Raw genomic sequence first — 22699 nt, forward strand, 5'->3', positions numbered from 1 at the left:
GTTGAGGGTTGAAGGTTTCAATGTTGAAGGTTCAAAAGCCAACCTGCAACCTACAACCTTCTAACCTGCAACCTACAACCTTCTAACTTGCAACCTTCTAACTTGCAACCTACAACCTTCTAACCTGTAACCTTCAACCGTTTAAAATCTTCAACTCTTTGATATGGCGATCGACTCTGATATCCGCGACCAAGCCTATCAGTTTTTTATTCAAGAAGCTTCAGAACTGTTGCAACTAATTGAAGCCGAGTTGCTGACACTGAAGACAGAGCGCAGTACCCCTAAAGTTCACAACCTAATGCGTGCCGCCCACTCAATAAAAGGTGGAGCTGCTTGCGTGGGACTGGAAACAATCAAAATCTTAGCTCACCGCCTAGAAGATTTCTTTAAAGCACTCTACAACGAGGAAATTCAGATTGATGATGAATTAGAAACCTTGCTGTTGCAGGCTTATGATTGTCTCCGCCTGCCTTTAATGGATGAAATTACCACTGGTTATTTCAATCCAGAGCAGGCAATGGCAATAGCAGAACCTGTGTTTGCACAAATTGAGGGGCAATTAGGAGATTTTCTGGGAGGAGAAGACCCCATTCTCAATCCAGTTGAATTGGGAATAGATATTACCTTATCTATATTTGAAGTGGACGTAGCGCAGGAACTGGATCGCCTTACCAATGTTGTGATCTATCCTGAAGGCAACGAAGTAGCGGGAGAATTACGTGCAATAGCAGATGTATTTACCGGAATAGCAGAACTATTGAATCTGCCAGGATTTGGAGCGATCGCCCAAACTACTATAGCGGCTCTCAATGCTCATCCAGAGCAAACTCTACAAATTGCACAACTAGCATTAGCTGATTTTAAGGCAGGTAGGGAAGCAGTGCTGGCAGGCGATCGCGCTGAAGGCGGTGTCCCCTCCCCTGCTTTAGCACAACTTGCTGTACCCACACCCACGGTACTTACAGTAGCAGAGCTACTTACTCAAGAGAAGACAACAGAGGCAATTCCTTCTGTGGATGAACTTTTTGGAATCTTTGACCTGACATCCCAGACGAAAGAACTAACAACCCGCTCCAATATTGATGTATCAGATACGATTTCCGTCACCTCACCAGAGGAAGTCCATGCGATCGTTTTAGTTCCTCAAGAAGAAGAGATATTAACTCCGATTCTTTCTGTGGATGAGATTTTGGCTCTCTCTGCCTCGCCACCCAAAACTACAGAGATTTCCCAGGTTTCTAAAAGTAGCAAATCAGACTGGAGTGCGGTTCTTTCAACAGAAGATAATTTTCTAGGAAGTGACTTATTGATTCAAGAGGAAACTATTGATTTCACCTATTCTTTAGAAGAGCTCATTGATGATTTTCTGTCTAGCCAGCAATCTCCAGAAAATTCAAATTTATTGGAAGTTGAAGAATTAGAGCTAATGACGATTGCAACAGAAGAAGTTTCAGAAAGTGATTTAATAATTCAAAAAAGTATATTTGATGAAGTTCATTGCTTAGAAGAATATTTAATTAACGGTTTTTCAGAATTACCAAATACAGAAATTGCAGATATAGTTGGTGTAAAAACTTCTAATGACATCACTACAGAAGAGCAAATTACTAAAATAGAGCTAGCCAAAGAAGAAACTGAGTTGGTTAGAATTCCGCCGCTTCCAGCCACCCCAGTTTCTACACCACCTCAAGAACTGTATTCGGACTTAGTTGAAGCGCCATCCCCAGATAAAATTAAAAATTTAGTTAAATCAATTGAGCAGGTATTTGACAGTTTGCCTCTGGTAGAAGAGTTTCCTGCTACTTATATCGCACAAAAAGACTCTTTAAAGGAAGTTTCTAATATAACTACTCCCAATTCTGAATTGGGGGATACTGCCAACAATCAAAAATCTAACCTTCCCGTACTCCCATTAACCAAATCCGCCCGCCAAAATCCAAAAACGATTCTTGAGCCTGCTGTCCAAGAAAACAATGAAGCCACTTCATCTCCCACAAATCCGACCCATCACCTTTCCGTCAGAGTTGATCTAGATCGGCTAGAACGAATGAATAATTTGGTGGGTGAATTATCCATCAATCGAAATAGCCTTTCTCTACAAAATGAGCAATTGCAGGGGACTGTTCAAGAGCTGCTGCGTCGGTTGGGGAAATTTCAGGAACTAGCAAATCATCTTCGCGATTTATCAGACGAGATGCTAGTAGCTCCTTCGAGGGTGCTGTTAGCTGAGCGGCACGAAGTTCGTGACCAGACACGAAAGCTGACTCAGGGAAAGAAAGATTTATCTCTAAACTTTAAAATTTCAGGGGAAGGCAAAGAATCCTTACTCAGCAATGCCAGTTCGCTCAACGGCGGCAACCCACCCACGCGGCTGGCTCCTCAGGACGCACTTCGTGCTGAGGAGCTAACAACACTCAGCACTCAAACTGAGTTTGACTCTCTAGAGATGGACAGCTATGGAGAACTGCACTCCCTGCTGCAAGACACTCTTGAAGAAATGGCGCAACTCGAAGAAATAGTGGGTGACGTTGCACTGCTAGCTGGGCAATCCAGCCAGACTATAGAAAGCCAACGTCAAATGGTCACACATCTGCGGGACGATCTGATGTGGGCGCGGATGCTTCCCCTTGGTGAAGTTTTGACTCGCTATCCTCGCACATTACGCGACTTATCCACAACTTACGATAAACCAGTCGATCTGAAATTGAGCGGGACAGGAGTTTTAGTTGATAAAGCAGTCTTGGAAAAACTCTACGACCCTTTATTGCACTTACTTCGTAATGCCTTCGATCATGGCATTGAGCCACCAGAAGTGCGCCGTCAGCAAAAAAAACCGGAGCGGGGTCAGATTGAAATTCGCGCCTACCACCAAGGAAGTCAAACCGTTATTGAAGTGCGGGATGACGGTCAAGGCATCAATTTGGAACGCATCCGCAATCGAGCAGTAGATTTAGGGTTGCTGTCATCAAAACAACTAGCTACAACTCCGACAGATCAACTCTTTGATTTGTTATACGAGCCAGGATTTTCAACAGCAACTCAAGTGAGCGAACTTTCTGGTCGAGGAGTTGGCTTGGATGTGGTGCGATCGCAATTGCGATCGCTCAAAGGCACGGTCACGGTGACATCTACTCTCGGACGAGGTACCACCTTTACCTTACGCATCCCACTGACGCTGACTATTGCCAAATTACTCGTTGGTTTGGTGGGTTCAACTGCCTATGCCTTACCCTCTGACAGCATCGAAGAAATTTTAATTCCTAAATCTGACCAGGTGAAGCGATCTGGGAAACAGAGATTCTTGCACTGGAGGAAGCGAATTGTCCCTGTCTATCATTTATCTGAACTACTAGATTATGCAGTTCCATTGCCGGAATCAATCCCTAGCCAAGCATTGGTAGCCGTTCCTTCTCCAGAAGATTGGGCATCACCGATGCTGCTGCTGCGCCAAGATAATCAATTTCTAGCTTTAGAAATCGACCGCTTAGTCACAGAGCAAGAACTGGTAATTAAACCCTTTGGTGGAGCGATCGCGCCTCCGAGTTATATCTATGGCTGCACTATTTTAGGGGATGGTAGTTTGATTCCAGTGATTGATGGCGCAACTCTTATCAACCAGTTTATTGGGCAAGGTCAGAATGCGCTTGTCACTACCACTTTACCCGATTTGCCAGCTTCTACCCCAATTAAAACTGCATTGACTGATAAAACTAAGGTATCAACCAATACTGCCAAATCTCCCCTAGTTTTAATCGTAGATGACTCAATCGCTTTGCGACAAACCTTAGCCTTGACTCTGCAAAAAGTAGGTTATAGAGTTTTGCAAGCAAGAGATGGTCGCGAAGCTATCGAACACTTGCAGCAAAACTCAAGCATCCAAATGGTAGTTTGTGATATTGAAATGCCTAATATGAATGGCTTTGAATTTCTCAACCATCGTCGTCAAGAACCACTGCTATCAAAAATTCCAGTTATCATGCTGACGAGTCGCAGCAGTGATAAACACCGACAACTAGCGGCTCACTTGGGAGCCAGCGCCTACTTCACCAAGCCTTACTTAGATCAAGAATTTTTAGCAGCAATCAAAACTCTTATTGACAAAGAGGGTAGTAGGTAATTGGTAACTATCCCTCCCCTCTCTTTTTCTCCCTCTCCCACTCAGCCAAGAGCAATGAGTAATCAACCGGAAACAACATTAGACGCTTCCCATGCTGCACCTTCTCTCAAAGTGCTTGTCTTTAGTATGGGTAGCCTAAACTTGGCTTTGCGCGTTGAGTTAGTCTACAAAGTCCTCAATTCTACGCCCATTTATGGTGGTGGTGTCAATGGAGTGGGGATTGTCCATATGGGCGATCGCGAAGTTACTGTTTTGAATCTACAGCAGCGATTATTTCAATCCTCTAACACTAACGAAAACTATAAACAAGGCTACCTAATCGTTATCCAAAATACAGTAGGTGAACTTTATGGTATCCCCGTTGAAACCGTCCCAGCTTTGATGGATGTACCATTATCCAGCATCCGAGTTTTACCAGAATCTTTCCGTAACTCTGATACTCTTGGGATAGCCAGTCATGTCGCTGTCATTTGTCAATTAGAGACTAATCTAACCTTATTTTTGTTAGATGTTGATAGTACAACCAAACTTTCTTGAGGAATATAGTTACCAATGGGCGCTCTCAAATTCGCTTAAAAATGGACAGCACTGTCTCTGTGAGTGTTTACCTTGCGGTTGATGTCTGTTCAGGACAGAATTGGATGTAAATAAAGTAATTAAATCCAGCAACTTCGACAAACACGGATGATTGACCATAACCGCTTGTTTAAAGAACTCCTTACCACCTTTTTTGTGGAGTTCATAGACTTATTTTTGCCAGATGTAGTAACTTATCTAGAATGCAATTCGATAGAGTTTTTAGATAAAGAGGTCTTTACTGATGTAACCGCTGGAGAACGTTATGAAGCTGATTGAATCGTCAAGGCTCAATTTCGAGGTCAGGAATCTTTTTTCCTAATTCATGTAGAGAACCAAGGACAACATCAAACTAATGGCAAGCGGATGTTCCGCTATTTCTCTCGCTTGTCTGAAAAATTCGACTTGCCTGTGTACCCTGTGGTGGTGTTTTCCTATAACAGCCCCAAAACTCCAGAACCTAATGTTTATGAGGTAGCATTTCCTAATAAAGTTGTTTTGCAGTTCAAGTATGATGTCATTTAGCTAAATCAGCTTAATTGGCGAGATTTTGTGCGGCAACCCAATCCAGTTGCTAGTGCGTTAATGGCGAAAATGAACATTGCTATGTCAAGATAGAAAAAATCTGTGCTGCTGAAAGCTTCATTATTTATAAATACTTGACGATGACTCGCACGCGAACATTATTTCAGAACTCCCTCAAATTGGCTGGTGCTGCTGTCCTTATCCTTAGCTTGGTGGCGTGTGAAGCTATTTTTGGCCCTCCCACGTACCCAGTTAACAACGTTAGCGATGGGGATACTATTAATGTGAAGGATGGCGGTGGGAAAAACATCAGCGTGCGCTTTGCTTGCGTGGATGCTCCAGAAATTCCTCACACCAAAAAGGAAAAGGAAAGCAAAAAAACAGCGGACAAAAACCAATTTCAGTGGGGATTTAAAGCGCAGCAGCGTTTGCAAGAACTGGTAAAACAAGGTGGCGATCGCGTCCGCTTAACTATCACCGATACTGACCAGTATGGGCGCAAAGTGAGTGAGGTGCGCCTGCCTGATGGCACTTTTGTTCAAGAAGTTCTGGTCAAAGAAGGGCTGGTGCTGGTGTATCGCGAATACATAAAAGATTGTCCCAGTGCGGCTATTGTTGAGCAAGCAGAAGCTGAGGCAAAAAAGGCGAGACGCGGTGTCTGGCGAGACACAAAATTTGTGGAACCTTGGGACTGGCGGAGTGCAAGTAAATAGCGGAATCTGCCCACACCTTGAAGGGTGGGGCTACACAAACTTGCGTCCGCCTGCGCGGACTAAGAGAAAAATGAAGCATTCTGAAACCTGCCGGGGGTAGGTTTTGTTTGAATAGCCGGGATTTCATGGGCAATAGCTATTCAAAATCTTCTTCGGCGTACTCAGATTGCAGCTGCCTGTTGCCACGCGACCAGAAAAGAGGCGCGATCGCACCACCAATTGCTCCCACACCAGCGCTAAAAGCCAGCACAACGCCTACTGGCATCTGAATTGACTCAAATGTAAAAAATTTCAGCGACACTGATGTGGCGTTCTGCACGGCAAGGATGGCGATCGCGCCCGCCCAAATCGCTAAAATTATGGATGTGAGTAAATTGGTAAAGGTTTTCATTGATTTTGTTAAACCTTGATTTACCCTAGATAGGGCGTCTCGCCTGCCATTATAAAACAGGACAGAAACCTGTTTTACGAATATTAAGAAAGGCAAGACACCTGTTCTACGGATATTAAGAAAAGTCCCGGATCGCGGACACTCCTAACTCTTCCTTTCGCCTAAACTTTTGCTGGTTCCAACTTGTTAATCGTTTGTTCCATTTGTTGAGCGATTTGGCTTTGTTTTTCGGGAGAGTTTGTTTCCAGATAAACGCGCATCAGTGGTTCTGTACCTGAGGGACGCAAGAGTACCCAACTGCCATCTTCCAGGTAAAGTTTGATGCCGTCTTTGCGCCCTACTTCTTTGACTTTAATTCCCGCAACTTCTGTTGGGGGATTTTTGGTGAAAGAATCGATGACAGCGGCTTTGTGGGCATCCTCTAAGTGCAAGTCTAGGCGTTGGTTGTACAGAGGGCCATCAGCTTCAGCGATCGCTTCTTCTACCAGTTGTGACAGTGGCTTACCTTCGTAGGCGATCGCTTCTGCCACTAGCATATCGGCTAAAATTCCATCTTTTTCGGGAATATGTCCGACAATGCTCAGTCCGCCTGATTCTTCACCGCCAATCAGCACCTGCGTCTCGCGCATTTTCTCGCCGATGTATTTGAAGCCGACAGCAGTTTCGTAGATTTCCAAACCGTATTTTGCAGCAAAGTTATCTAGCAGGTGGGTAGTAGCAACTGTACGAACAATCGCCCCAGTTTTGCCTTTATTTTTGATCAGGTGACGCGCCAGCAATAGCAGCACAGTGTTAGGTGTCAGCACATTGCCTTGTTCGTCTACAATACCGAAGCGATCGCTATCTCCATCCGTCGCCAAACCCAAATCCGCTTGATCGCGGCGTACCGCTTCGACCAGTTCCTCCAGCTGTTCCCCTTTCGGTTCTGGCATTCCGCCGCCAAATAGGACATCGCGGTGTGTGTGGAATGACTCAATTTCGCAACCGCAGTGTTCTAACACGGTATCCAAATATCCGCGAGAGGTGGAGTACAGAGCATCGTACTTCACATTCAGTCCGGCGCTCTTGATTCGCTCTACATCCAGCAGCGTGTAAATAAACTGGAGATAATCTGGCTTCGGGTCAAAGGTAGAAATTTTATCGGTATTTTTGCCCGAAGCCGGCTCATCTGATGCCCCTTCAATATTGGCTACAATCGTGTCTGTAATTTCCGGAGTAGCTGGGCCAGCATAGTCGGGGATATACTTAATGCCGCAATAGGGTGCAGGGTTGTGAGAAGCGGTGAACATCAGCGCCCCTGCTGAGTTGAGAATTTTAGCGTTGTAAGCAATTACTGGAGTCGGACAATCCCGATCGACAATTTTTACTGTCCAGCCTAAGTCTACAAGAACTTCAGCAGCAGTACGGGCAAACTGGTCAGCTAGAAAACGGGTATCGTAAGCAATTAAAACTGGTCGGTCTTTAGAATAGGCGGTTTCGAGATAACTAGCGATCGCCCGCGTTACCTTACACACATTGGAGAAGGTAAAGTCCGAAGCGATAATTCCCCGCCATCCATCGGTGCCAAACTTAATTTTATTGGAACTGCTGGCTACACTCATCTTGACCACTTCCTCTTTATTCCACCTAAATACTACAAGACACCCATCGCTTTGAGATGTCGCCGCCAATCACAAATAAGTGTGTTTACACAAGTTATTTGAATTTGACGGTAGAAAATCCGGATGGATCTGAGAATACGATAGAATTTACCCTTAATTTCAAACAAGAGTACCAATCAGGTGTCAATTGCCCTAGCAAATGGTAAATTAGCTGCAACAGCAATATGAGTAATACGCGATCGCATCGCTTCCTCGTATGGGGAAAATCATCTCAAGAGGAGTTCTAAGCCATTGTGAGCCAGACTGACACCCCTACCCTACAAACACTTCAAGTTGACGTAACTCGCCTGCGCGAAGAGTTGCAAATGCGAGACCAATTGGTTCAGCAGCTGTCTCAAGAACTATTCCGGCTGGTTAAGGGCAATGCCAACTTTATGCCCAAGCCGGAAGTTTCTGAGCGTCACATGGCTCAGATGAGAGCGCTGCGAGAACAACTGCAAGAAGTTGAACAGCAGGTAACTTTTTATCAAGAGCAGATTACTTCCCGCGATACGGAAATTTATCAATTGCGGCAGTCGGTACAGGAATTAACTGACCGTAGCCGGATGTTAGAGCAGGTGGTACAGGAGTTACCGCAAATTTATAAACAGAAATTTGCTGAACGCATGGCACCAGTCCGGGAGAAAGTGGCGATGCTGCAACGGGAAAACCGTCAACTCCACGCGGAGTTGCAAAGTGTCAGCTATCGTCTAGCGATAAGAACCCGCCGCACGACAACAACGGGCATTGATTTGCCTAGTTTCCCCCGCATGGGTAATGCTCCTGGCCCTATTCCTACCTTTGGTCATGCGTAAAGTTCTGATTGTGGTTGATGCGGAGGTTGATGAAACTGGGGCAATAATCGCAGCATCGCCCACAACAGCGCAAATGGTGTCCGCGCTTAAGGCAAATAGCCTGACGATAGGCGCAACCGCCCAAACAAAGCCCGCTTTTGCGGGCTTACAAAACCAAGCAGAAGCGCTAGTAGTAAGCACTCAGTGGTTAATTATCAACAAACAACTGACCAGTGACAACAAACTAATTTGGTGTCCTTTGACGTTGAATTTACCGGAAAATTTGGATTTTCCAGCTCAGAGCGTCTACAATGCTTGCCGCGATGTAACAGGTTTGCGCCAGCTGGTTGAGCAATTAGGATACGCCACAGGTGTCGGAAATTTCTGGTTAGCAGTGGTTCTCACCGCGAAAGGGCCGCTCTACAGCGAGGTAATTGGTAAAGATGAGGTGAGTGAAGGCTTAAAATACCGGATGCCTGTGCATCTATCGGACTCGCAGCGTCAGCCACTTTACCAGCTAGGGTATAAGCTGCTGCAATATTTATCAGCTCCACCAAGCGTTTATTTATTACAGTTCGGGTTTAGCGATCAAAATCTGGTTTTTGACCGACTTTTGCCGTTTCCAGCTCCAAGCGCGATCGCCAGCATCGGCATCCAAAAGCCAGATTTATTTGTTTGTCACTGGCACTGCTTGACTGGGCAGCCAATTTATGATCTAGAAATCATCCCAACAAAATTATAAAAATGTCAAGCGATCGCTCCCTGTAGGCTACTGAGTATGGATTCCGTGCAGTTTAATTCCAATAAATACGGCTTAGCACTCCACACCAGCAGCCCCGAACTGGGTTTAGCCTTAAGCAATTTTGCGGGAAATTCGCGTTCTTCTACCTGGGATTTAGGGCGGGATTTATCAAGTCATTTACATCAACATCTAGCTGAGTTCATGCAGCCCCAAACGTGGGCAGATTTGGCGTTTATTGCCGTAGCAATTGGCCCCGGTAGTTTCACCAGCACTCGCATCGGTGTCGTCACTGCCCGTACACTAGGGCAACAGTTGAATATTCCCGTGTTTGCCATTTCCACCTTGGCAGCTGTTGCTTGGTCGCATTTAGGATTAGCAAAGGACAACGGAAAAAATGCGATCGCTATCCAGATGCCAGCCCAACGCGGTCAATTATTTGCCGCCATTTATCAAGTTTCCCCATCCGGTTCAGGACTTACCCAATTGTTGCCAGATACGGTGCTAACACCGACAGCATGGCACCAAACCCTAGAAACGCAGTCTAATACCTCCTATCAGCTAATTGACATCCCTGCTGGCGGTGGACTGGGTGATTCAGTTTCCAGCGTATTAGAACTTGCCTATCTAGATTGGCAAAAAGAAAAGCGCCCCCACTGGTCGGAAGCGCTACCGTTTTATGGTCAACATCCAGTTGAAGACAAACCAGCTGGGTAGGTCTAACAACAACCCCAACCAAAAATAATCACCAAATCTGATTCTGATAAAGATGTCTCAAGCAACTTGCTTGAATACTTAGAACTACCGCCGCAAACTCCGGGGATCGAGGGCATCCCGCAAACCATCTCCCAGCAAATTAAACGCCAACACCGTGAGGATAATCAACAGCGCCGGAGGCCAGATCAACCAAGGCTGCAACACTAAAATTGAAGCATTAGTCGCCAACGACAGCATATTTCCCCAAGAAGGGTCGGGCTGCTGAATGCCAAGCCCAATCAAACTGAGTACCGATTCTGCCACGATAAACCCAGGCACCGCCAGCGTTGCTGAGATAATTATGTAAGTAGCTGTCTGCGGCAAAACGTGACGCACAATAATGTAAAGTGGTTTCGCGCCCATTGCTCGTGCGGCTTGCACAAATTCTCGCTCTTTAATTGATAGCACCTGTCCCCGAATCACCCGCGCTAACCCAGCCCAGCCGATGAACGAGGTAATCAGCACAATCAACAAAAACCGCTGGGCGCTGCTGAGGCCAAGTGGCAGCACTGCGGCAAGGGAAACTAGCAGATACAGGCTGGGAATGGTCATCAGCACTTCCACGGCACGCATTAAAATGCCGTCAACCCAGCCACCGACGTAGCCAGAAATCCCCCCCGCTAACATACCCAGTGGGAAGGAAATGATAATTCCCACTAAGCCGATGCTGAGGCTTATTCTGCCACCATGCAGCAGGCGGCTGAACTGATCGCGCCCCTGTTCATCGGTGCCTAATAAGTTCAGTTTGCCTTCTCCAACAGCGCCGAAGAGGTGCCAATCCAAAGGAATGCCCGGAAATATTTCTACCTCATCAAATTTGGGCGGCAATGGCAGGCGCAGCTGAAACAGTTGGTATTTTGCTCCCCGGACAAAAAAGCGTACTGGTGACGGTTTTTGGAAGTTTACAGTTAATTTGCGATCGCCTGTCTCGATATCTGTTGGCCCCTGAGTCGTAGGATAAACGTGAGGCCCAATAAACTCTCCTGCTTGGTTGCGCCAGTATATCTTGGTAGGTTCCAACAAGGAAGTATTTGGCTGCACGTCACACAGGCCATTAGACAGGTCATAAGTGTCACACGGACGGTAAGGAGCCACAAAATCAGCGAAAATTACTGCTAAATAGAAAACTATCAGCAACACAGCCCCTGATCTTGCCAAGGGATTATTTTTTAATTTTTGCCACCAGTTCATAAAGTTATGAGTTATAAATTATGAGTTCTGAATTAAATGATAAGCCAGTATCTAGAATTTCATAGTTTATTCTGATTCCTAACTTATAGCCGTTCTCGGTTGATTTAAATACAGTCGGAACCTTTCCCCCAAGCCCCTTCCCACCTCTCCCTATTCCTCCCCTACCAGGCGAGGGTAAAGGAAAATTTTGTTCTTGGAAGGGGGCTAATTTGAAAGCCTCTCTCCGGAATTGGAGAGAGGTTTAAAGAGGTCAAAATTGTACCGCATACCAATGAGAGCCGCTATATTTGCTTTTAACTCAAAATTCAAAACTTAAAACTCTTACCTAAGCTGCCCCTCCAGTTGTCTCCGCTCATCTTCAGCACTTTCGTGTTCAACAACAAACACATTCGAGTAGAGGTTAGCAATGATTTGTTTACCTTGCTGTGTTAGCTGTAAGTAACGGAGCGCATCCTGAATATACGGGAATACTCCATGCCAGTAAAACTTGGGATAGTTCCGCCGCAAATCTCCCGGATGCTTATAATTCAGGGCTTTATTCACGCCCGTTTCTTCAAACTCATAATACAGCGCCCCGATTTTCTTTAGATAGCGGGGATCGCTGAGCTGACCAATCAAGTCAGAGGCACGAACCAAGCCTGGATAATTGACAGTATCTTGATGATCCTCTGCTGTTGGCACCGGGAAACGGGTTAGTTCGATATTGTGCTTTATCACCTCAGCGTCAATCAGCTTATGACCGCCAAAGCGTTCCTCAATAAATTGTTTTGCTCGATCTACATGGTAAGGTGTCAAAGAAGCATCGCTCGATCCGCGAGGCACAGAAACCATTTCTCCATCTTTCCCGGTGGAGTAAAGTCGTTCCTCGTCTCTATCTTGGCGACACACTCCTTTAACGTAGCCGATGTCATGGCAAACTACGGAGATGATGAAGTGTAACCAGTCTTCACAGGACACTCCACCCTCACGAATGTGTCTCCCCCGTAAGATTTCCTGTCCCACCAGAGCTACTAAGATCGAGTGTTCTACGTTGTGATAGAGGGCATCGCTGTTAGCAATGTTTTCCAGAGCCATAGACCCCGCCCAGGCGATGATGTCTTCGTAGTCGGGCTTATAGCCGCCGTAGGTGCGACGATAGCCTTCACGAATGCTTTGAACAAAACTGTCAATTAAAATTTCTGTTGCGTTAAACATTCTGGGTACTCGCGCTTTTCTCAGTGCCGTGAGAGGGGAGATACTGAAATCTAGGAATAATTGAGCGGCGAGACTCTAACTTTACAAAAGACGCGATCGCTTTTAACTTGGCACTAGGCCAACAATACAGCGCATCTGAGAATAAAGCATTTGTCTCTGTCTTACGAAATAGATACACCCCCTACACCTTCAGGATGCACTAAATTTCGGCGGTTGGTGTTGTCAACTGTCATGGTGCTTTGTGTTTCTCATCACAACCGCCAGCTTTGGTTTTGAAAGGTTCACAGATGAGGTGGGAATCTAGATTCTTCGATTCCTACCTCATCCTTTTAGAATAGGGGGGCGCAAAAAGTTTAATAGTTCTCGGTTGACAGTTTGGGGAACTTCCTGCTGCATCCAGTGACCGCAGTGACTAACGAATTTGAGCTTGAAAGGCGCATTTATCAAGCGTTCCATGCCTTCGGTGAGTTTTTGACCAAAAAAGGCATCTTCTTCGCTCCACAGCATCAAGGTGGGTACAGTGATCGGTTCAGGCGATCGCCCCCAATGGTGCAACCAACTCTGCGGCGACAGGGAGGAGCGATAATAGTTCATCGCCGCCGCCAGCACCCCAGGTTTTGCCAATGCCTCTTGATACCGCTGGGTATCTTCTGCGGTAAACGCTCCTTTGCGAACCGCTTGTTCCCGAAACACGTTGTTCACAAAATCTTTTAAATTTTGTCGAATCAGCCACTCTGGTAAACCAGGAATTTGAAACGCCAGCACATACCAGCTGCGACGCAGTTGATCTAAGTTTCCAGCAAGTTCCTGCCAAAACCTGTATGGGTGCGGCGCATTCAAAATTGCCAGTCTATTCAGAACTTGGGGAAACTTCTGGGCAAGATTCCACGCGATTAATCCACCCCAGTCGTGACCTACAATATGCGCCCGGACATAGCCTAAATTTTCAATCAATCCCCGAATATCAGCACTTAGGGTATCCAGGTCATAACCGCTAAGCGGCTTATCCGAATCGTTGTATCCCCGCAAATCGGGAACCACTACTTTAAAATGACGGGCTAGTGCTGGTATTTGATGCCGCCAGGAATACCAAAACTCTGGAAATCCGTGCAGCAGTATCACCAGCTCCCCCTGTCCTTGGGTCACGTAGTGTAAGTGAATGTCGTTCGTCTCAATAAACTGGTGTTGCCATTCAAAATTGACAGCAGTCATAAACAGTAGCAGCCGTCCCTCGCCTGCGGATAGGACATAGGTTTCCCCTTTTTCAGATTAGCAGTCCCAAGAGCCAATCTGTCTAAAGATAGTAGCGAAACCTTGGCAACGAGTTTATCTCCGCTGCGGCACAACGGGACGATACTCCGAGGGGTTGATTTTATATTTGACTAGATTGGCTAGGTCTTGCAGCTGAGAAATGGCTTCAGCGCCCTCTAGCTTCATAAGTTCGCGGTCATCCCGCATTTCTGTCCAGGTGATGCCATAATCTGACACCAAAAAGCGAATCAGATGATTCTCCCCCAGACTGACCATAAATGATGCGCTATTCATTTGACCTCCGCAGGTATAGCAAGAAGCCAAATATCCCCGTTGCTCTAGCACAATTGCCATAGCTTGGAGGTTCATCACTAGATCATGTACAAATTGACGGTGTTGCTCTGCAAGTCGTAGAAACACGGTTGTCCTCCAACCACCACACCTAAGTGTAAACGTTTTATACTTTCTTAAGATTTTTACCCTCAACCTATGCGCTATGTTAGGTTAAGAGAATTGAGTCTATCAAGAAACTGAATAATACCAGCTTTGCACCAAGTTAGCTTAAGTATCTAGGAGTGCAAAGTATCAACAGTAACAATGAGCTTCACTCAAGAGCGTTGTAAACACCCTGAGTGACCATTAAAATTGTATCTACCGCTGGCTCGGTAACAATAAGCTTCACTCAAGAGCATCCTAAACAAGATAGAGAAAGCTTAGTTCTACCTAAAGGATGACTTGGGGGTGAAGTGGTGCGATGTTTCAAAAGGACGAACCTTTTAGCGAGGTTCGCGCTGAATAAGAATTAAGAATCACATACATGAACTCAGCTTATATAAGCTGAGTTTATGTACGGGGAAGCATTAAGGCAAGTCTGGCAAATGCTTCACCGCTAGAAACTTCACCCAAGTAGGCTGTTACCAGACCCTAGTTGACTTGCCACCAACCAAAGGAAGGGCCGATGAAGCGGATAGTCACCCAGGTACCTATCAGGAAGCTGATACCAATCCAGGCCCCCCGGTTGCTCCATTTGACGAACTGTTGCGCTTGAGTTTTAGTAATCGGTAGCCAGGGAAGAATGTAAGCCTGTTGACCGTATTTCTCTCCGAGTGCTTCTTGACGACGCTTGGAATCACCCATAATTGATAGTTTTAAATACTTGTTAATAATAACGCTGGGGTTAGGCCCGTTGGCGGAATTGTTTATAGAAATTACGAAATCGGGGCTGGGGACTGGGGATTAGGGGCTGGGGACTGGGTAAGACAATTCCCAATTCCCAATTCCCGATTCCCAATTCCTAATTCCCAGTCCCCAGTCCCCAGTCCCCAGCCTCTAGCGATCGCCTGTAAACCAGTTGGTGTCCAAATAGTTGATTCGTGCTAGAGGACTAAGCGCTTCCAGTACCTGAGAACCATAGCTGCGGTGATTTACGCGGCTATCGAGTAGAGCAACAACGCCTTGAGATTCTCGCACGGGCGCGATCGCTCGCTGTAATTCACTCAACGCCACGGGCAACAGATACAGACGAAACCAGTCTTGACGCTGCTGTTTATAATAAATTACCCGACCAGCTACCAAAGGATTTTCTAGAGAAGGTATGGGCAAAGTCGCAATTACTAGCAACTGGGGAGCAGGTAACGTCTCCTGATGATGTCGCCAGAATTCCCAGCCTGTTACTAAAATGCCATTGTTTGACACGCGGGTTTTTTCTACTTGTACGCGGGAGCCAAACTCACCAGCCAAAGCTGCTGCTACCTGCGCCCTGAGTGGTGTATCCTCGACTAAAATCACAGCTAGTTTGTGGACGTCCGTATTATTTACGGGCAATTTATCAATTTCTTCGATTAGCCTCCGGACTTCTTGAATCAAAAACCCTTGAAATTGGGGCGTATTGGGGAAAGGTAGGCGATCGGGGAGGTACAGATGAATTAATTCATTTTGTCTGTCTGGAGAAAATTTTATGCAAGTTAAATCTTTTAGTCCTACGCGCTGACGATAGACTTTAGCTTCCGTCTCCAAATCCAGTGCTGCACCAATTAACACTACCGGATCTTGATGCCAAATTTTCTCTAAGGCGGTTGCTACTTCAACCGGGCCACAATACAGAGAAAACTGCCCTTTGGATCTCTTCATTTCTGCCCACATCAGTTGGTTTGAGGAGCGCGATCGCTCCCAGAAATTCCGCCATGCTGGGGGTAGTTTGTCTTCCGCTGTCTGCTGTCCGTTGTCAGTAGCGATCGCGCCTAGCACTGAAGTGATAAAATCCGCATTTCGGTCTACTGAACCGTTACTAGGAGGCATTGTTAATGACTCGTAGAGATGCTGCAAAAATCCTTGCTCTGATCGAGAAATCAGATAGCATTCATAGGGATTTACTGGATGCTGGAATAGTTCCTTTGTCAGTTGTACTCGCGCATCCAAAATCGGCTCTGTCTGGTGAGGAAAAGCCCGCATCAAATCGTCCCAGTCTTTGGGTTGCAAGCAAACTGTTAACTGCTCCCGCGCCAATTCTTCCAACTCATCAGCACCATCAAAGATAGTAGGGATGCCAGTTGGTATGCTTCCTAAATTTTTTAAGCGATCGCTTAACCAAATTTCCGGAGATATCAGCAGCAACCCTTGGAAGTTCTCAGGCAAAGCGTAATCTGTAATTATCGCCTTATCCGTTTTCATCCATTGTTGTAACTGGGGAATTTGCACTTCTATCAAGCGCTGTTGCACCGATTCTGGAGCTACCACAATTACTGGGCCCTGCCACAACAAAGCAGGGCTGAGGTAACTCAGACGGTAACTTCCCATACTCTGGGGTGATCCAGTTTGTATCAGGGCAGAACGCCCCAATCGCAAAGCCCGCGCCACCAGCCTCGCCATTGTTAGATGATGCGGCCAAGCTCGGTTTCCCTGCTCGCGTAGGAATGCACGTAGTGAGGAATGAACTTCTACCTCTATCACTTTAGTTAGATGCTAATGGAAGGATTCCTAATTGCTAATTGAAGGATTACTAATTGCCGCCTTTAGCAACTAGCCAATCTACTTATATTAGCTCTGCTGAGATTTTTCCAAATAATTAAATTCTTTGATAAATTCAATTACCGTACCTACAGGAGGCAAAGTGGAGTTTTGTATTTCTATGGAGGGATTTTTTGGAGGGCTGCCTAAGTTAGACAAATTCATAAACCGTTTGCCAAAAACCGGGTGATGATAAACATTTAAAGTCTGATCGGTAGAGTTGTTTAAAACGGTTTGGGTAGGAGCGTGAAAGAAGTTTACTTTGTCTTTGAGTCCTGGTAGAGCTTGGAAAATATCTATAGCGCTAACCTGGTTAATGGTTTTACTGAGGGCTGCGGTTAATTGCTTGATTCGATAATTATCTTTAAGGCCAAGGGTGTCTATATTTTGGGATTGGAGGATGTGCAATAGGGCGATGATATTTTTGTGAGTAGCTGCTGCATCGTAAAAGGGAAGAATCGCAACGTAAGCGAGGGGAAATAATTGATCGTTGCTGTCCATTCGGAAGGTGAGAATGGTTTTTCTTGAGCTTACCTCCAAACTTGGGGGATTGCCGATACCGGGATAGTGCTTAGCGATGTGATGATAAGTGGTGGCTAAAGCTAAATTCGCCTCCATATCTAATGGTGCATCAACGATAATCCGAACGGTGGGGAGGGTTTCATTAAAGAACTTTTTTGATTCTTCGGTGGTGAGGCGGAAAATTTCAGTGCGATCGCCATCGGGACTCAAATCAACCCACTCGCAAGTCATTCCTTCTGTTTTTAGGCCGAAGCGCGACACTGCATAAAGTTTTGCTCCTGTCAAGATAGCACCTGTCAAGTCGGCTCCGATCCAATCAGCTTTAATCAATCTAGCTTGAGTGAGATCCGCATGAACTAAGCTGGCATTAAGTAAATTAGCGTTGCTTAAGTCTGCCCCGATTAAGTTGGCTCCGCTTAATTTAGCGCCGCTTAAGTCCGCCCAGCGCAAATTCGCCCCGCTTAAGTCTGCCCAGCGCAAATTCGCTCCACTCATGTCTGCGCCGCTCAAGTTGGCGCGAGAAAGATTAGCTTGTCTGAGTTCAGCTTCTCGGAGATTTGCCCCACTCAAATCGGTTCGGCTTAAGTCGGTTCCATTCAAGTTAGCCTGTTCCAAGTTAGCACCAGTCAAGAAGGCTCCCCGGAGATTGGCTTCATTCAAACTGGCACGCGAGAGGTTGGCTTGTCTGAGGGTTGCTTCTCTCAAATCGGCACCGCTGAGGTTAGCCGATCTGAGATTGCACCCACTGAGTTCGGCGCGAATTAGTTCGGCGCGAATTAGTGCCGCCTGAACCAGTTCGGCTCCCCCCATGTCTGCCCGAATCAGGTTAGCTACGTTAAAGTTTGCCTGGTTTAAGATGGCTTTGCTGAGATTGGCCCCACTGAGTCTGGCGACATTGAGTTTCGCGTGACTCAGATTGGCACCACTCAGATTGGCACCACTGAGGTTGGCAACACTTAAGTTAGCGTTACTCAAGTTAACACCACTGAGGTTGATGCCACTCAAGTTAGCCTCAGCCAAGTTAGCCGCGACAAAGTTTCTGACCCCGGCTGCATATTTTACTATCAATTCATCGACATTCATTGGAGCCACCTCGCCAGCATTCTCATTTTATGGTTAGGAGTAGTGTGCTAAAGCCAAGCCTTGCGGGTCATTTTCCATTTTGAGTAGCTGGATGGGTGTGCAGCAGATGAACCCTCGCTTTGCTTCTATTATTCTGGCTTGTTCTAGCATTTATCCAAAGTTGTACAAAGTTGTACAAGCCTTAATCTAGCGTGTCTATCTGTAAATCTTAGTTAGAAGTTTGGTGTGAGTATCCTCAGGATGATGAACGATGAATAAAGAAATCCATTATGCCGCGTCATAATAGCGGCGGGAAGGGCGATGAATATTGGTATTGTAGGGCTAGGACTAATTGGCGGATCGCTGGGTTTGGATTTACGAGCGGCTGGCTATCAGGTTTTGGGAGTGAGTCGTCGAGACAAGGTTTGTCGGGATGCGATCGCTCGTGGCGTTGTGGATGATGCGGCTGTGGATATGGCGCTATTGGCAGCAGCGGATGTAGTTTTTGTTTGTACGCCCATTAGCGCGATCGCATCCACTGTACAGCAGCTAATTCCCCATTTGTCTCCTCATGCCATCATCACTGATGTTGGTTCGGTGAAAAAGTCGGTGGTTGAGGAAATTACACCACTTTGGGCTAATTTTGTCGGGGGACACCCGATGGCTGGTACTGCGGAAAGTGGTTTAGAAGCAGCAGTGCAAAATTTGTTTGTTGGTAAGGCTTATGTGCTTACACCAGTGGCGACAACACCGCCAGGGGCTGTAAAAACGGTTGAGGAAATTGTGCGAAGTCTGGAAGCTAAAATTTATCATTGTTCTCCAGAGAACCACGATAAAGCTGTGGCTTGGATTTCTCATTTGCCAGTGATGGTGAGTGCTACTATAATTGATGCCTGTATAAGCAAAACCGATCCAGTTGTGCTGGAATTAGCGCAACAGTTGGCTAGTTCTGGTTTTCGGGATACCAGTCGCGTTGGCGGCGGAAATCCAGAGTTAGGCTTGATGATGGCGCGGTACAATCGCCTTGAGTTGTTGCAAAGTCTCCAACAATATCGTCACTGTCTCGACGAAATTATTTCCCAAATTGAGCAAGAAGATTGGAACAGTTTGCACTCAAAACTGACAACTACTCAAAGTAAGCGATCGCAATTTTGTTAAAAAGCTGACGGGGTTGATTACCCCGCCAGTTTGTCACCTCCAGGCGTTGTCTTTCAATAGCGCCTAGAGAAATAAACTCTTATATTTTCTGGGCAATGTGAAAAGCTGAAATATAGGATGCTTGAATACTTCCTGTGCGTCTTTCTAGCATTTCCCTCAAACCTTTAAACAAAGAATCTCTCTTGTGCGGTAAAAGCGCAATGTACGGCGATAACGTACTTAAAAGCATCAAATAATCATCAATACTATAGGTGACTTCACAGGCCATCTGTTCGTACACTACGTTCTTAAACCGACCTGAGTCAATGAAATTCTGTCCCAGCCCTCTGAGGATTTCTCCCTGAGTTTCGCTGTCTTCATAACGTGCAAGCTCCGGAGCCTGAGCCTGATAGACTTCATTCAACGCTTGGTAAACTTCATACGGGGGTTGGGGTTCTTTGTTCCACAGCAAAATCAGAGAACCGTTGTCTTGTAGCGCAGCAGCAGCTTTTGGACACCTAATTTCTGATGAAACCCAGTGAAACGAATTTGCTGCAAGAACGGCATTAAATCTCTCAGGCTCTAGCTCCCACTCTTCAAAGGTGGTATTTCTAATCTCTACAGCCGGATAGGTTGCACAGTTGTGTCGCGCTAGTTGGCAAGCCTCCTGGCTTGGTTCCAGGCATACCATTGAGAAGCCCAATTTGGCAAATTCTACAGTTGCAGTCCCAGGGCCGCATCCGATCTCAAGAGCGATCGCGTCTTTATCAAGTTGAGCTAACTCTACAGCACGACGAATTAGTTCTTTAGGATAGCGCGGTCTTGCCTTGTTGTAGGCATCTGCTACCTCCCTATACCAGGTTTTTCTTTGCTGCAAGTCTTTGTCATACCAGATTTTTTCTTGTTCTGAATCTTTCACCATCTATCTGTCTAAAAGCAAATATTACTCCCTCCGCACGGAGCTGATAAATGCAGTGTAGGACTTTCGGTAAGCAAATATAGGAATTCAAGGGTTGGGTGCGATACATCTGAAGGGACATGGCAATGCCATGTCCCTTCCACCCATCTGAAAAACCCTATAGTGTCGGGAAATTGGTTTTTTTAACTTCGCCAGCAGTTGTGACAGTTAGACAACTGTCTGGCTTTGAAAGTGATGCTGTCTAGATTTGTTAGCGCGATCGCTTTTGAGTTTTTGAGGCTACAAGACTTGACCAGCAAGGGTTTAGCGCGTTCAACCGTAAAAAGTCAGCCTTGTAAAGACGCGATCGCCTTTGTCTCAACCTCTAAAAGTGACACAGAAGCATCCCAAAGATTCTCTAGAGTTTTTTAATGTAAATCCAGAACGAGAATTCGGTATTGAACAAGCATAAACGGTCTTTTGTGTCAACACGTTTTGAATAATAGGGCATCAAACTAATGCAAAAAGATATGAACTTCCCAATGGTGGCTATTGTTAACGATTTAGATGCTCTGATCACAGAAATCGATGAAAACCCGCACCTTTCTTCATGGGTGGTTCGTTTGGTACTCAAGTCCATTAAAGATAAAGCTAAGAGAATGGCTACTGAGATACCTCAACCAGAATATTTGAATCAGCCAATTCAGAGCAAATATTTCAAAAGTTCAAGTAATATTAGCTACCAAAAAATCAAAGTTTTACGGCAAGGGTCGTAGATTGTGCTGGGATGCGATCGCATTTTTAACCGCTTCATGCCAACTTCCAAAAATAAAACAACCGAAATTTTCTCCGGCTCCCCTCTCCGCCTGCGGAAAGGGGTTAAGGGTAAGGTGAAATTTCTGCCGTCTTACTTATTGTTAACAACATTTTGAGGTTTGTTTTGAGCAAACGCCAAAATGTTTTCCACCGTTGTCTTGATAATTCTTTCTCTCGCTTCGCGGGTATTGAAAGCACTATGAGGCGTGACAATTACATTAGGCAGACGCATTAAAATTAAGTCTGCTAACAGCGTTTGCAAGTCGTCTTGCTTACGGTCAACAGCCTGTAGCAATTCAGAATCTTTCCGCAAAACAAGTTCTTGTGGCAATACATCCAAACCCGCAGCAGCCAACTTACCTTCTATAAGTGCGTGCAGCAAAGCTTGAATATCTACTATACTTCCACGGGCTGTATTAATTAAAATCGCCCCATTTTTCATTTTAGCAAATTGCTCAGCGGCAATTAGGTGATGGGTATTCTTGTTAGCTGGAACGTGCAGCGTAATAATATCAGAAGTTGCCAATACCTTTTCTAAATCAGCATATTCAAATTTCAATCTAGCGGCTAATTCCTGCTTTGGATGGACATCAAAGGCAACAACTTCCATCTGAAATCCCTTGGCAATCTGAATTACATATTGCCCAATGATTCCCGTACCAACTACACCCAAAGTTTTACCGCGTAGGTCAAAACCTTGTAGTCCTTTAAAGGAGAAATAACCTTGCCGGGTGTTATGGACTGCCTCAATAATATTGTGGCTGATTGCCAGCAATAATCCAAAAACGTGTTCAGCAATAGTATTTTCTCCGTAATTGGGAACGTTGCAGATTGTCACGTTCTGAGTTTGACAATATTCTGAGTCGATGTGGTCAAAACCAGTTGAACGGGTGGCAATTAATTTGAGTTGGGATAACTGTTGGAGAACTTCCGCATTAAGCTGGGAATCGATGAAGGTGGAGACAACATCGGCATCGGCATATTGTCCAGCATTCGCGTTTTTTAGTTGCTCGTCCACGAACTTAAGTTCATGTTCCTTACTCAAATCATTGAACGCCTCTTTTTCCCAATCTTCGACTTCAAAAATAACTACTTTCATCACTTTACCTCTGACGTATAATTAATTCAGTTTCGTTTGATTCTTGAAAGTTATTCAGAGTGCCGTGCCATTCGCTCAAGAATAATTGTAAGTTGGGTTTAGCCATCAAGCAAAAAAAAAGGATAGGTTAAGAAACCCATCCTTTGTAATCTGTCTTACCTGACTGCCTGACACATCTTTGTAGATGCTTGGTAGATCAAGGGTGACAGGTTAATGAACGGATGCGAGAGAACCAAATCTGGTCATAGAAATCATGCTCAGCCCGTTTAGAT

21 protein-coding genes and 1 pseudogene are annotated in these 22699 nt (G+C 45.6%); 10 read left to right on the forward strand and 12 right to left on the reverse strand.

Going from position 1 to position 22699, the window contains the following annotated elements:
* Positions 1-163 precede the first annotated feature (163 nt).
* From NDI42_RS10720 to NDI42_RS10735, 4 genes and pseudogenes are all read left to right on the forward strand, one after another.
* Entirely contained in the window at positions 164-4117 is a 3954-nt protein-coding gene (locus tag NDI42_RS10720; protein ID WP_190452552.1) for a hybrid sensor histidine kinase/response regulator, read from the forward strand.
* Positions 4118-4171: 54 nt separating this feature from the next.
* Positions 4172-4654: a chemotaxis protein CheW gene (locus NDI42_RS10725; RefSeq protein ID WP_190452554.1), complete on the forward strand. Its 483-nt coding sequence runs from the start codon at positions 4172-4174 to the stop codon at positions 4652-4654.
* A gap of 147 nt (positions 4655-4801) precedes the next feature.
* Positions 4802-5299: pseudogene (locus tag NDI42_RS10730) on the forward strand (Rpn family recombination-promoting nuclease/putative transposase); the annotation flags it as partial.
* Between the two features lie 59 nt (positions 5300-5358).
* The gene (locus tag NDI42_RS10735; protein ID WP_190452558.1) at positions 5359-5931 is read left to right on the forward strand and encodes a thermonuclease family protein; all 573 of its coding nucleotides are present in this window, start codon (positions 5359-5361) and stop codon (positions 5929-5931) included.
* A 136-nt stretch (positions 5932-6067) separates the two neighbouring features.
* Here the strand turns inward: NDI42_RS10735 and NDI42_RS10740 are convergent, their stop codons facing one another.
* Together NDI42_RS10740 and NDI42_RS10745 are read right to left on the reverse strand one after the other, a co-directional pair.
* Entirely contained in the window at positions 6068-6322 is a 255-nt protein-coding gene (locus tag NDI42_RS10740) for a lipopolysaccharide assembly protein LapA domain-containing protein (RefSeq protein ID WP_190422764.1), read from the reverse strand.
* A gap of 161 nt (positions 6323-6483) precedes the next feature.
* Positions 6484-7923 (reverse strand): phosphoglucomutase/phosphomannomutase family protein, encoded by a 1440-nt coding sequence (locus NDI42_RS10745; RefSeq protein ID WP_190452560.1) that lies wholly within the window; start codon positions 7921-7923, stop codon positions 6484-6486.
* A 293-nt stretch (positions 7924-8216) separates the two neighbouring features.
* Between NDI42_RS10745 and NDI42_RS10750 the strand changes: the two genes are divergently transcribed.
* The 3 genes from NDI42_RS10750 to tsaB are packed head-to-tail and all read left to right on the forward strand — an operon-like array spanning position 8217 to position 10212.
* Complete coding sequence (locus NDI42_RS10750) at positions 8217-8777, forward strand: Npun_F5560 family protein (RefSeq protein WP_190452562.1); 561 nt, start codon at positions 8217-8219, stop codon at positions 8775-8777.
* Entirely contained in the window at positions 8770-9498 is a 729-nt protein-coding gene (locus tag NDI42_RS10755; RefSeq protein WP_190452564.1) for a hypothetical protein, read from the forward strand. Before NDI42_RS10750 ends, NDI42_RS10755 begins: the two co-directional genes overlap by 8 nt.
* Positions 9499-9534: 36 nt before the next feature.
* Positions 9535-10212: a tRNA (adenosine(37)-N6)-threonylcarbamoyltransferase complex dimerization subunit type 1 TsaB gene (gene tsaB, locus NDI42_RS10760; protein WP_190452565.1), complete on the forward strand. Its 678-nt coding sequence runs from the start codon at positions 9535-9537 to the stop codon at positions 10210-10212.
* Positions 10213-10296: 84 nt separating this feature from the next.
* Here the strand turns inward: tsaB and NDI42_RS10765 are convergent, their stop codons facing one another.
* The 8 genes from NDI42_RS10765 to NDI42_RS10800 form a co-directional block, all read right to left on the reverse strand.
* Positions 10297-11442, reverse strand: a complete 1146-nt coding sequence (locus tag NDI42_RS10765; RefSeq protein ID WP_190452568.1) for an ABC transporter permease — start codon at positions 11440-11442, stop codon at positions 10297-10299.
* Positions 11443-11763: 321 nt separating this feature from the next.
* On the reverse strand, positions 11764-12636 hold the full coding sequence (locus NDI42_RS10770) for an Npun_R2479 family HD domain-containing metalloprotein (protein WP_190422775.1): 873 nt from the start codon (positions 12634-12636) through the stop codon (positions 11764-11766).
* Positions 12629-12814 carry a hypothetical protein gene (locus NDI42_RS10775; protein ID WP_190452570.1) on the reverse strand — a complete coding sequence of 62 codons (186 nt, stop codon included), beginning with the start codon at positions 12812-12814 and terminating at the stop codon, positions 12629-12631. Before NDI42_RS10775 ends, NDI42_RS10770 begins: the two co-directional genes overlap by 8 nt.
* 143 nt (positions 12815-12957) lie before the next feature.
* Positions 12958-13848 carry an alpha/beta fold hydrolase gene (locus tag NDI42_RS10780; protein WP_190452572.1) on the reverse strand — a complete coding sequence of 297 codons (891 nt, stop codon included), beginning with the start codon at positions 13846-13848 and terminating at the stop codon, positions 12958-12960.
* 114 nt (positions 13849-13962) lie between these two features.
* Positions 13963-14307, reverse strand: a complete 345-nt coding sequence (locus NDI42_RS10785; RefSeq protein WP_190452574.1) for a DUF1815 family protein — start codon at positions 14305-14307, stop codon at positions 13963-13965.
* A 504-nt stretch (positions 14308-14811) separates the two neighbouring features.
* Entirely contained in the window at positions 14812-15024 is a 213-nt protein-coding gene (locus NDI42_RS10790) for a DUF2839 domain-containing protein (protein WP_190452577.1), read from the reverse strand.
* Positions 15025-15216: 192 nt separating this feature from the next.
* Entirely contained in the window at positions 15217-16836 is a 1620-nt protein-coding gene (locus NDI42_RS10795; RefSeq protein WP_190452579.1) for an ATP-dependent DNA helicase, read from the reverse strand.
* 87 nt (positions 16837-16923) lie between these two features.
* On the reverse strand, positions 16924-18498 hold the full coding sequence (locus tag NDI42_RS10800) for a pentapeptide repeat-containing protein (RefSeq protein ID WP_190452581.1): 1575 nt from the start codon (positions 18496-18498) through the stop codon (positions 16924-16926).
* A gap of 300 nt (positions 18499-18798) precedes the next feature.
* Between NDI42_RS10800 and NDI42_RS10805 the strand changes: the two genes are divergently transcribed.
* Entirely contained in the window at positions 18799-19635 is an 837-nt protein-coding gene (locus NDI42_RS10805) for a prephenate/arogenate dehydrogenase (protein ID WP_190452583.1), read from the forward strand.
* Positions 19636-19714: 79 nt separating this feature from the next.
* On the opposite strand, the gene NDI42_RS10810 is transcribed toward NDI42_RS10805, so the two are convergent.
* The gene (locus NDI42_RS10810; protein ID WP_190452585.1) at positions 19715-20536 is read right to left on the reverse strand and encodes a class I SAM-dependent methyltransferase; all 822 of its coding nucleotides are present in this window, start codon (positions 20534-20536) and stop codon (positions 19715-19717) included.
* Positions 20537-20767: 231 nt separating this feature from the next.
* On the opposite strand from NDI42_RS10810, the gene NDI42_RS10815 reads away from it, so the two are divergent.
* On the forward strand, positions 20768-20944 hold the full coding sequence (locus NDI42_RS10815; protein WP_190452587.1) for a hypothetical protein: 177 nt from the start codon (positions 20768-20770) through the stop codon (positions 20942-20944).
* Between the two features lie 86 nt (positions 20945-21030).
* Positions 21031-21288, forward strand: coding sequence for a hypothetical protein (locus tag NDI42_RS10820; RefSeq protein WP_190452589.1), 258 nt, complete (start codon positions 21031-21033; stop codon positions 21286-21288).
* 131 nt (positions 21289-21419) lie between these two features.
* On the opposite strand, the gene NDI42_RS10825 is transcribed toward NDI42_RS10820, so the two are convergent.
* The gene (locus tag NDI42_RS10825) at positions 21420-22427 is read right to left on the reverse strand and encodes a hydroxyacid dehydrogenase (RefSeq protein WP_190452590.1); all 1008 of its coding nucleotides are present in this window, start codon (positions 22425-22427) and stop codon (positions 21420-21422) included.
* Positions 22428-22699: the final 272 nt, after the last annotated feature.

The organism is Funiculus sociatus GB2-C1 (assembly GCF_039962115.1).
Classification (GTDB): domain Bacteria; phylum Cyanobacteriota; class Cyanobacteriia; order Cyanobacteriales; family FACHB-T130; genus Funiculus; species Funiculus sociatus.

What these genes read in the sequence shown, in the direction of transcription:
- NDI42_RS10720 (WP_190452552.1), top strand. Translation starts at nt 164, where the DNA reads ATGGCGATCGACTCTGATATCCGCGACCAAGCCTATCAGTTTTTTATT.
- NDI42_RS10725 (WP_190452554.1), top strand. Translation starts at nt 4,172, where the DNA reads ATGAGTAATCAACCGGAAACAACATTAGACGCTTCCCATGCTGCACCT.
- NDI42_RS10735 (WP_190452558.1), top strand. Translation starts at nt 5,359, where the DNA reads ATGACTCGCACGCGAACATTATTTCAGAACTCCCTCAAATTGGCTGGT.
- NDI42_RS10740 (WP_190422764.1), bottom strand. Translation starts at nt 6,322, where the DNA reads ATGAAAACCTTTACCAATTTACTCACATCCATAATTTTAGCGATTTGG.
- NDI42_RS10745 (WP_190452560.1), bottom strand. Translation starts at nt 7,923, where the DNA reads ATGAGTGTAGCCAGCAGTTCCAATAAAATTAAGTTTGGCACCGATGGA.
- NDI42_RS10755 (WP_190452564.1), top strand. Translation starts at nt 8,770, where the DNA reads ATGCGTAAAGTTCTGATTGTGGTTGATGCGGAGGTTGATGAAACTGGG.
- tsaB (WP_190452565.1), top strand. Translation starts at nt 9,535, where the DNA reads ATGGATTCCGTGCAGTTTAATTCCAATAAATACGGCTTAGCACTCCAC.
- NDI42_RS10765 (WP_190452568.1), bottom strand. Translation starts at nt 11,442, where the DNA reads ATGAACTGGTGGCAAAAATTAAAAAATAATCCCTTGGCAAGATCAGGG.
- NDI42_RS10770 (WP_190422775.1), bottom strand. Translation starts at nt 12,636, where the DNA reads ATGTTTAACGCAACAGAAATTTTAATTGACAGTTTTGTTCAAAGCATT.
- NDI42_RS10780 (WP_190452572.1), bottom strand. Translation starts at nt 13,848, where the DNA reads ATGACTGCTGTCAATTTTGAATGGCAACACCAGTTTATTGAGACGAAC.
- NDI42_RS10790 (WP_190452577.1), bottom strand. Translation starts at nt 15,024, where the DNA reads ATGGGTGATTCCAAGCGTCGTCAAGAAGCACTCGGAGAGAAATACGGT.
- NDI42_RS10800 (WP_190452581.1), bottom strand. Translation starts at nt 18,498, where the DNA reads ATGAATGTCGATGAATTGATAGTAAAATATGCAGCCGGGGTCAGAAAC.
- NDI42_RS10805 (WP_190452583.1), top strand. Translation starts at nt 18,799, where the DNA reads ATGAATATTGGTATTGTAGGGCTAGGACTAATTGGCGGATCGCTGGGT.
- NDI42_RS10810 (WP_190452585.1), bottom strand. Translation starts at nt 20,536, where the DNA reads ATGGTGAAAGATTCAGAACAAGAAAAAATCTGGTATGACAAAGACTTG.
- NDI42_RS10815 (WP_190452587.1), top strand. Translation starts at nt 20,768, where the DNA reads ATGCTGTCTAGATTTGTTAGCGCGATCGCTTTTGAGTTTTTGAGGCTA.
- NDI42_RS10820 (WP_190452589.1), top strand. Translation starts at nt 21,031, where the DNA reads ATGCAAAAAGATATGAACTTCCCAATGGTGGCTATTGTTAACGATTTA.
- NDI42_RS10825 (WP_190452590.1), bottom strand. Translation starts at nt 22,427, where the DNA reads ATGAAAGTAGTTATTTTTGAAGTCGAAGATTGGGAAAAAGAGGCGTTC.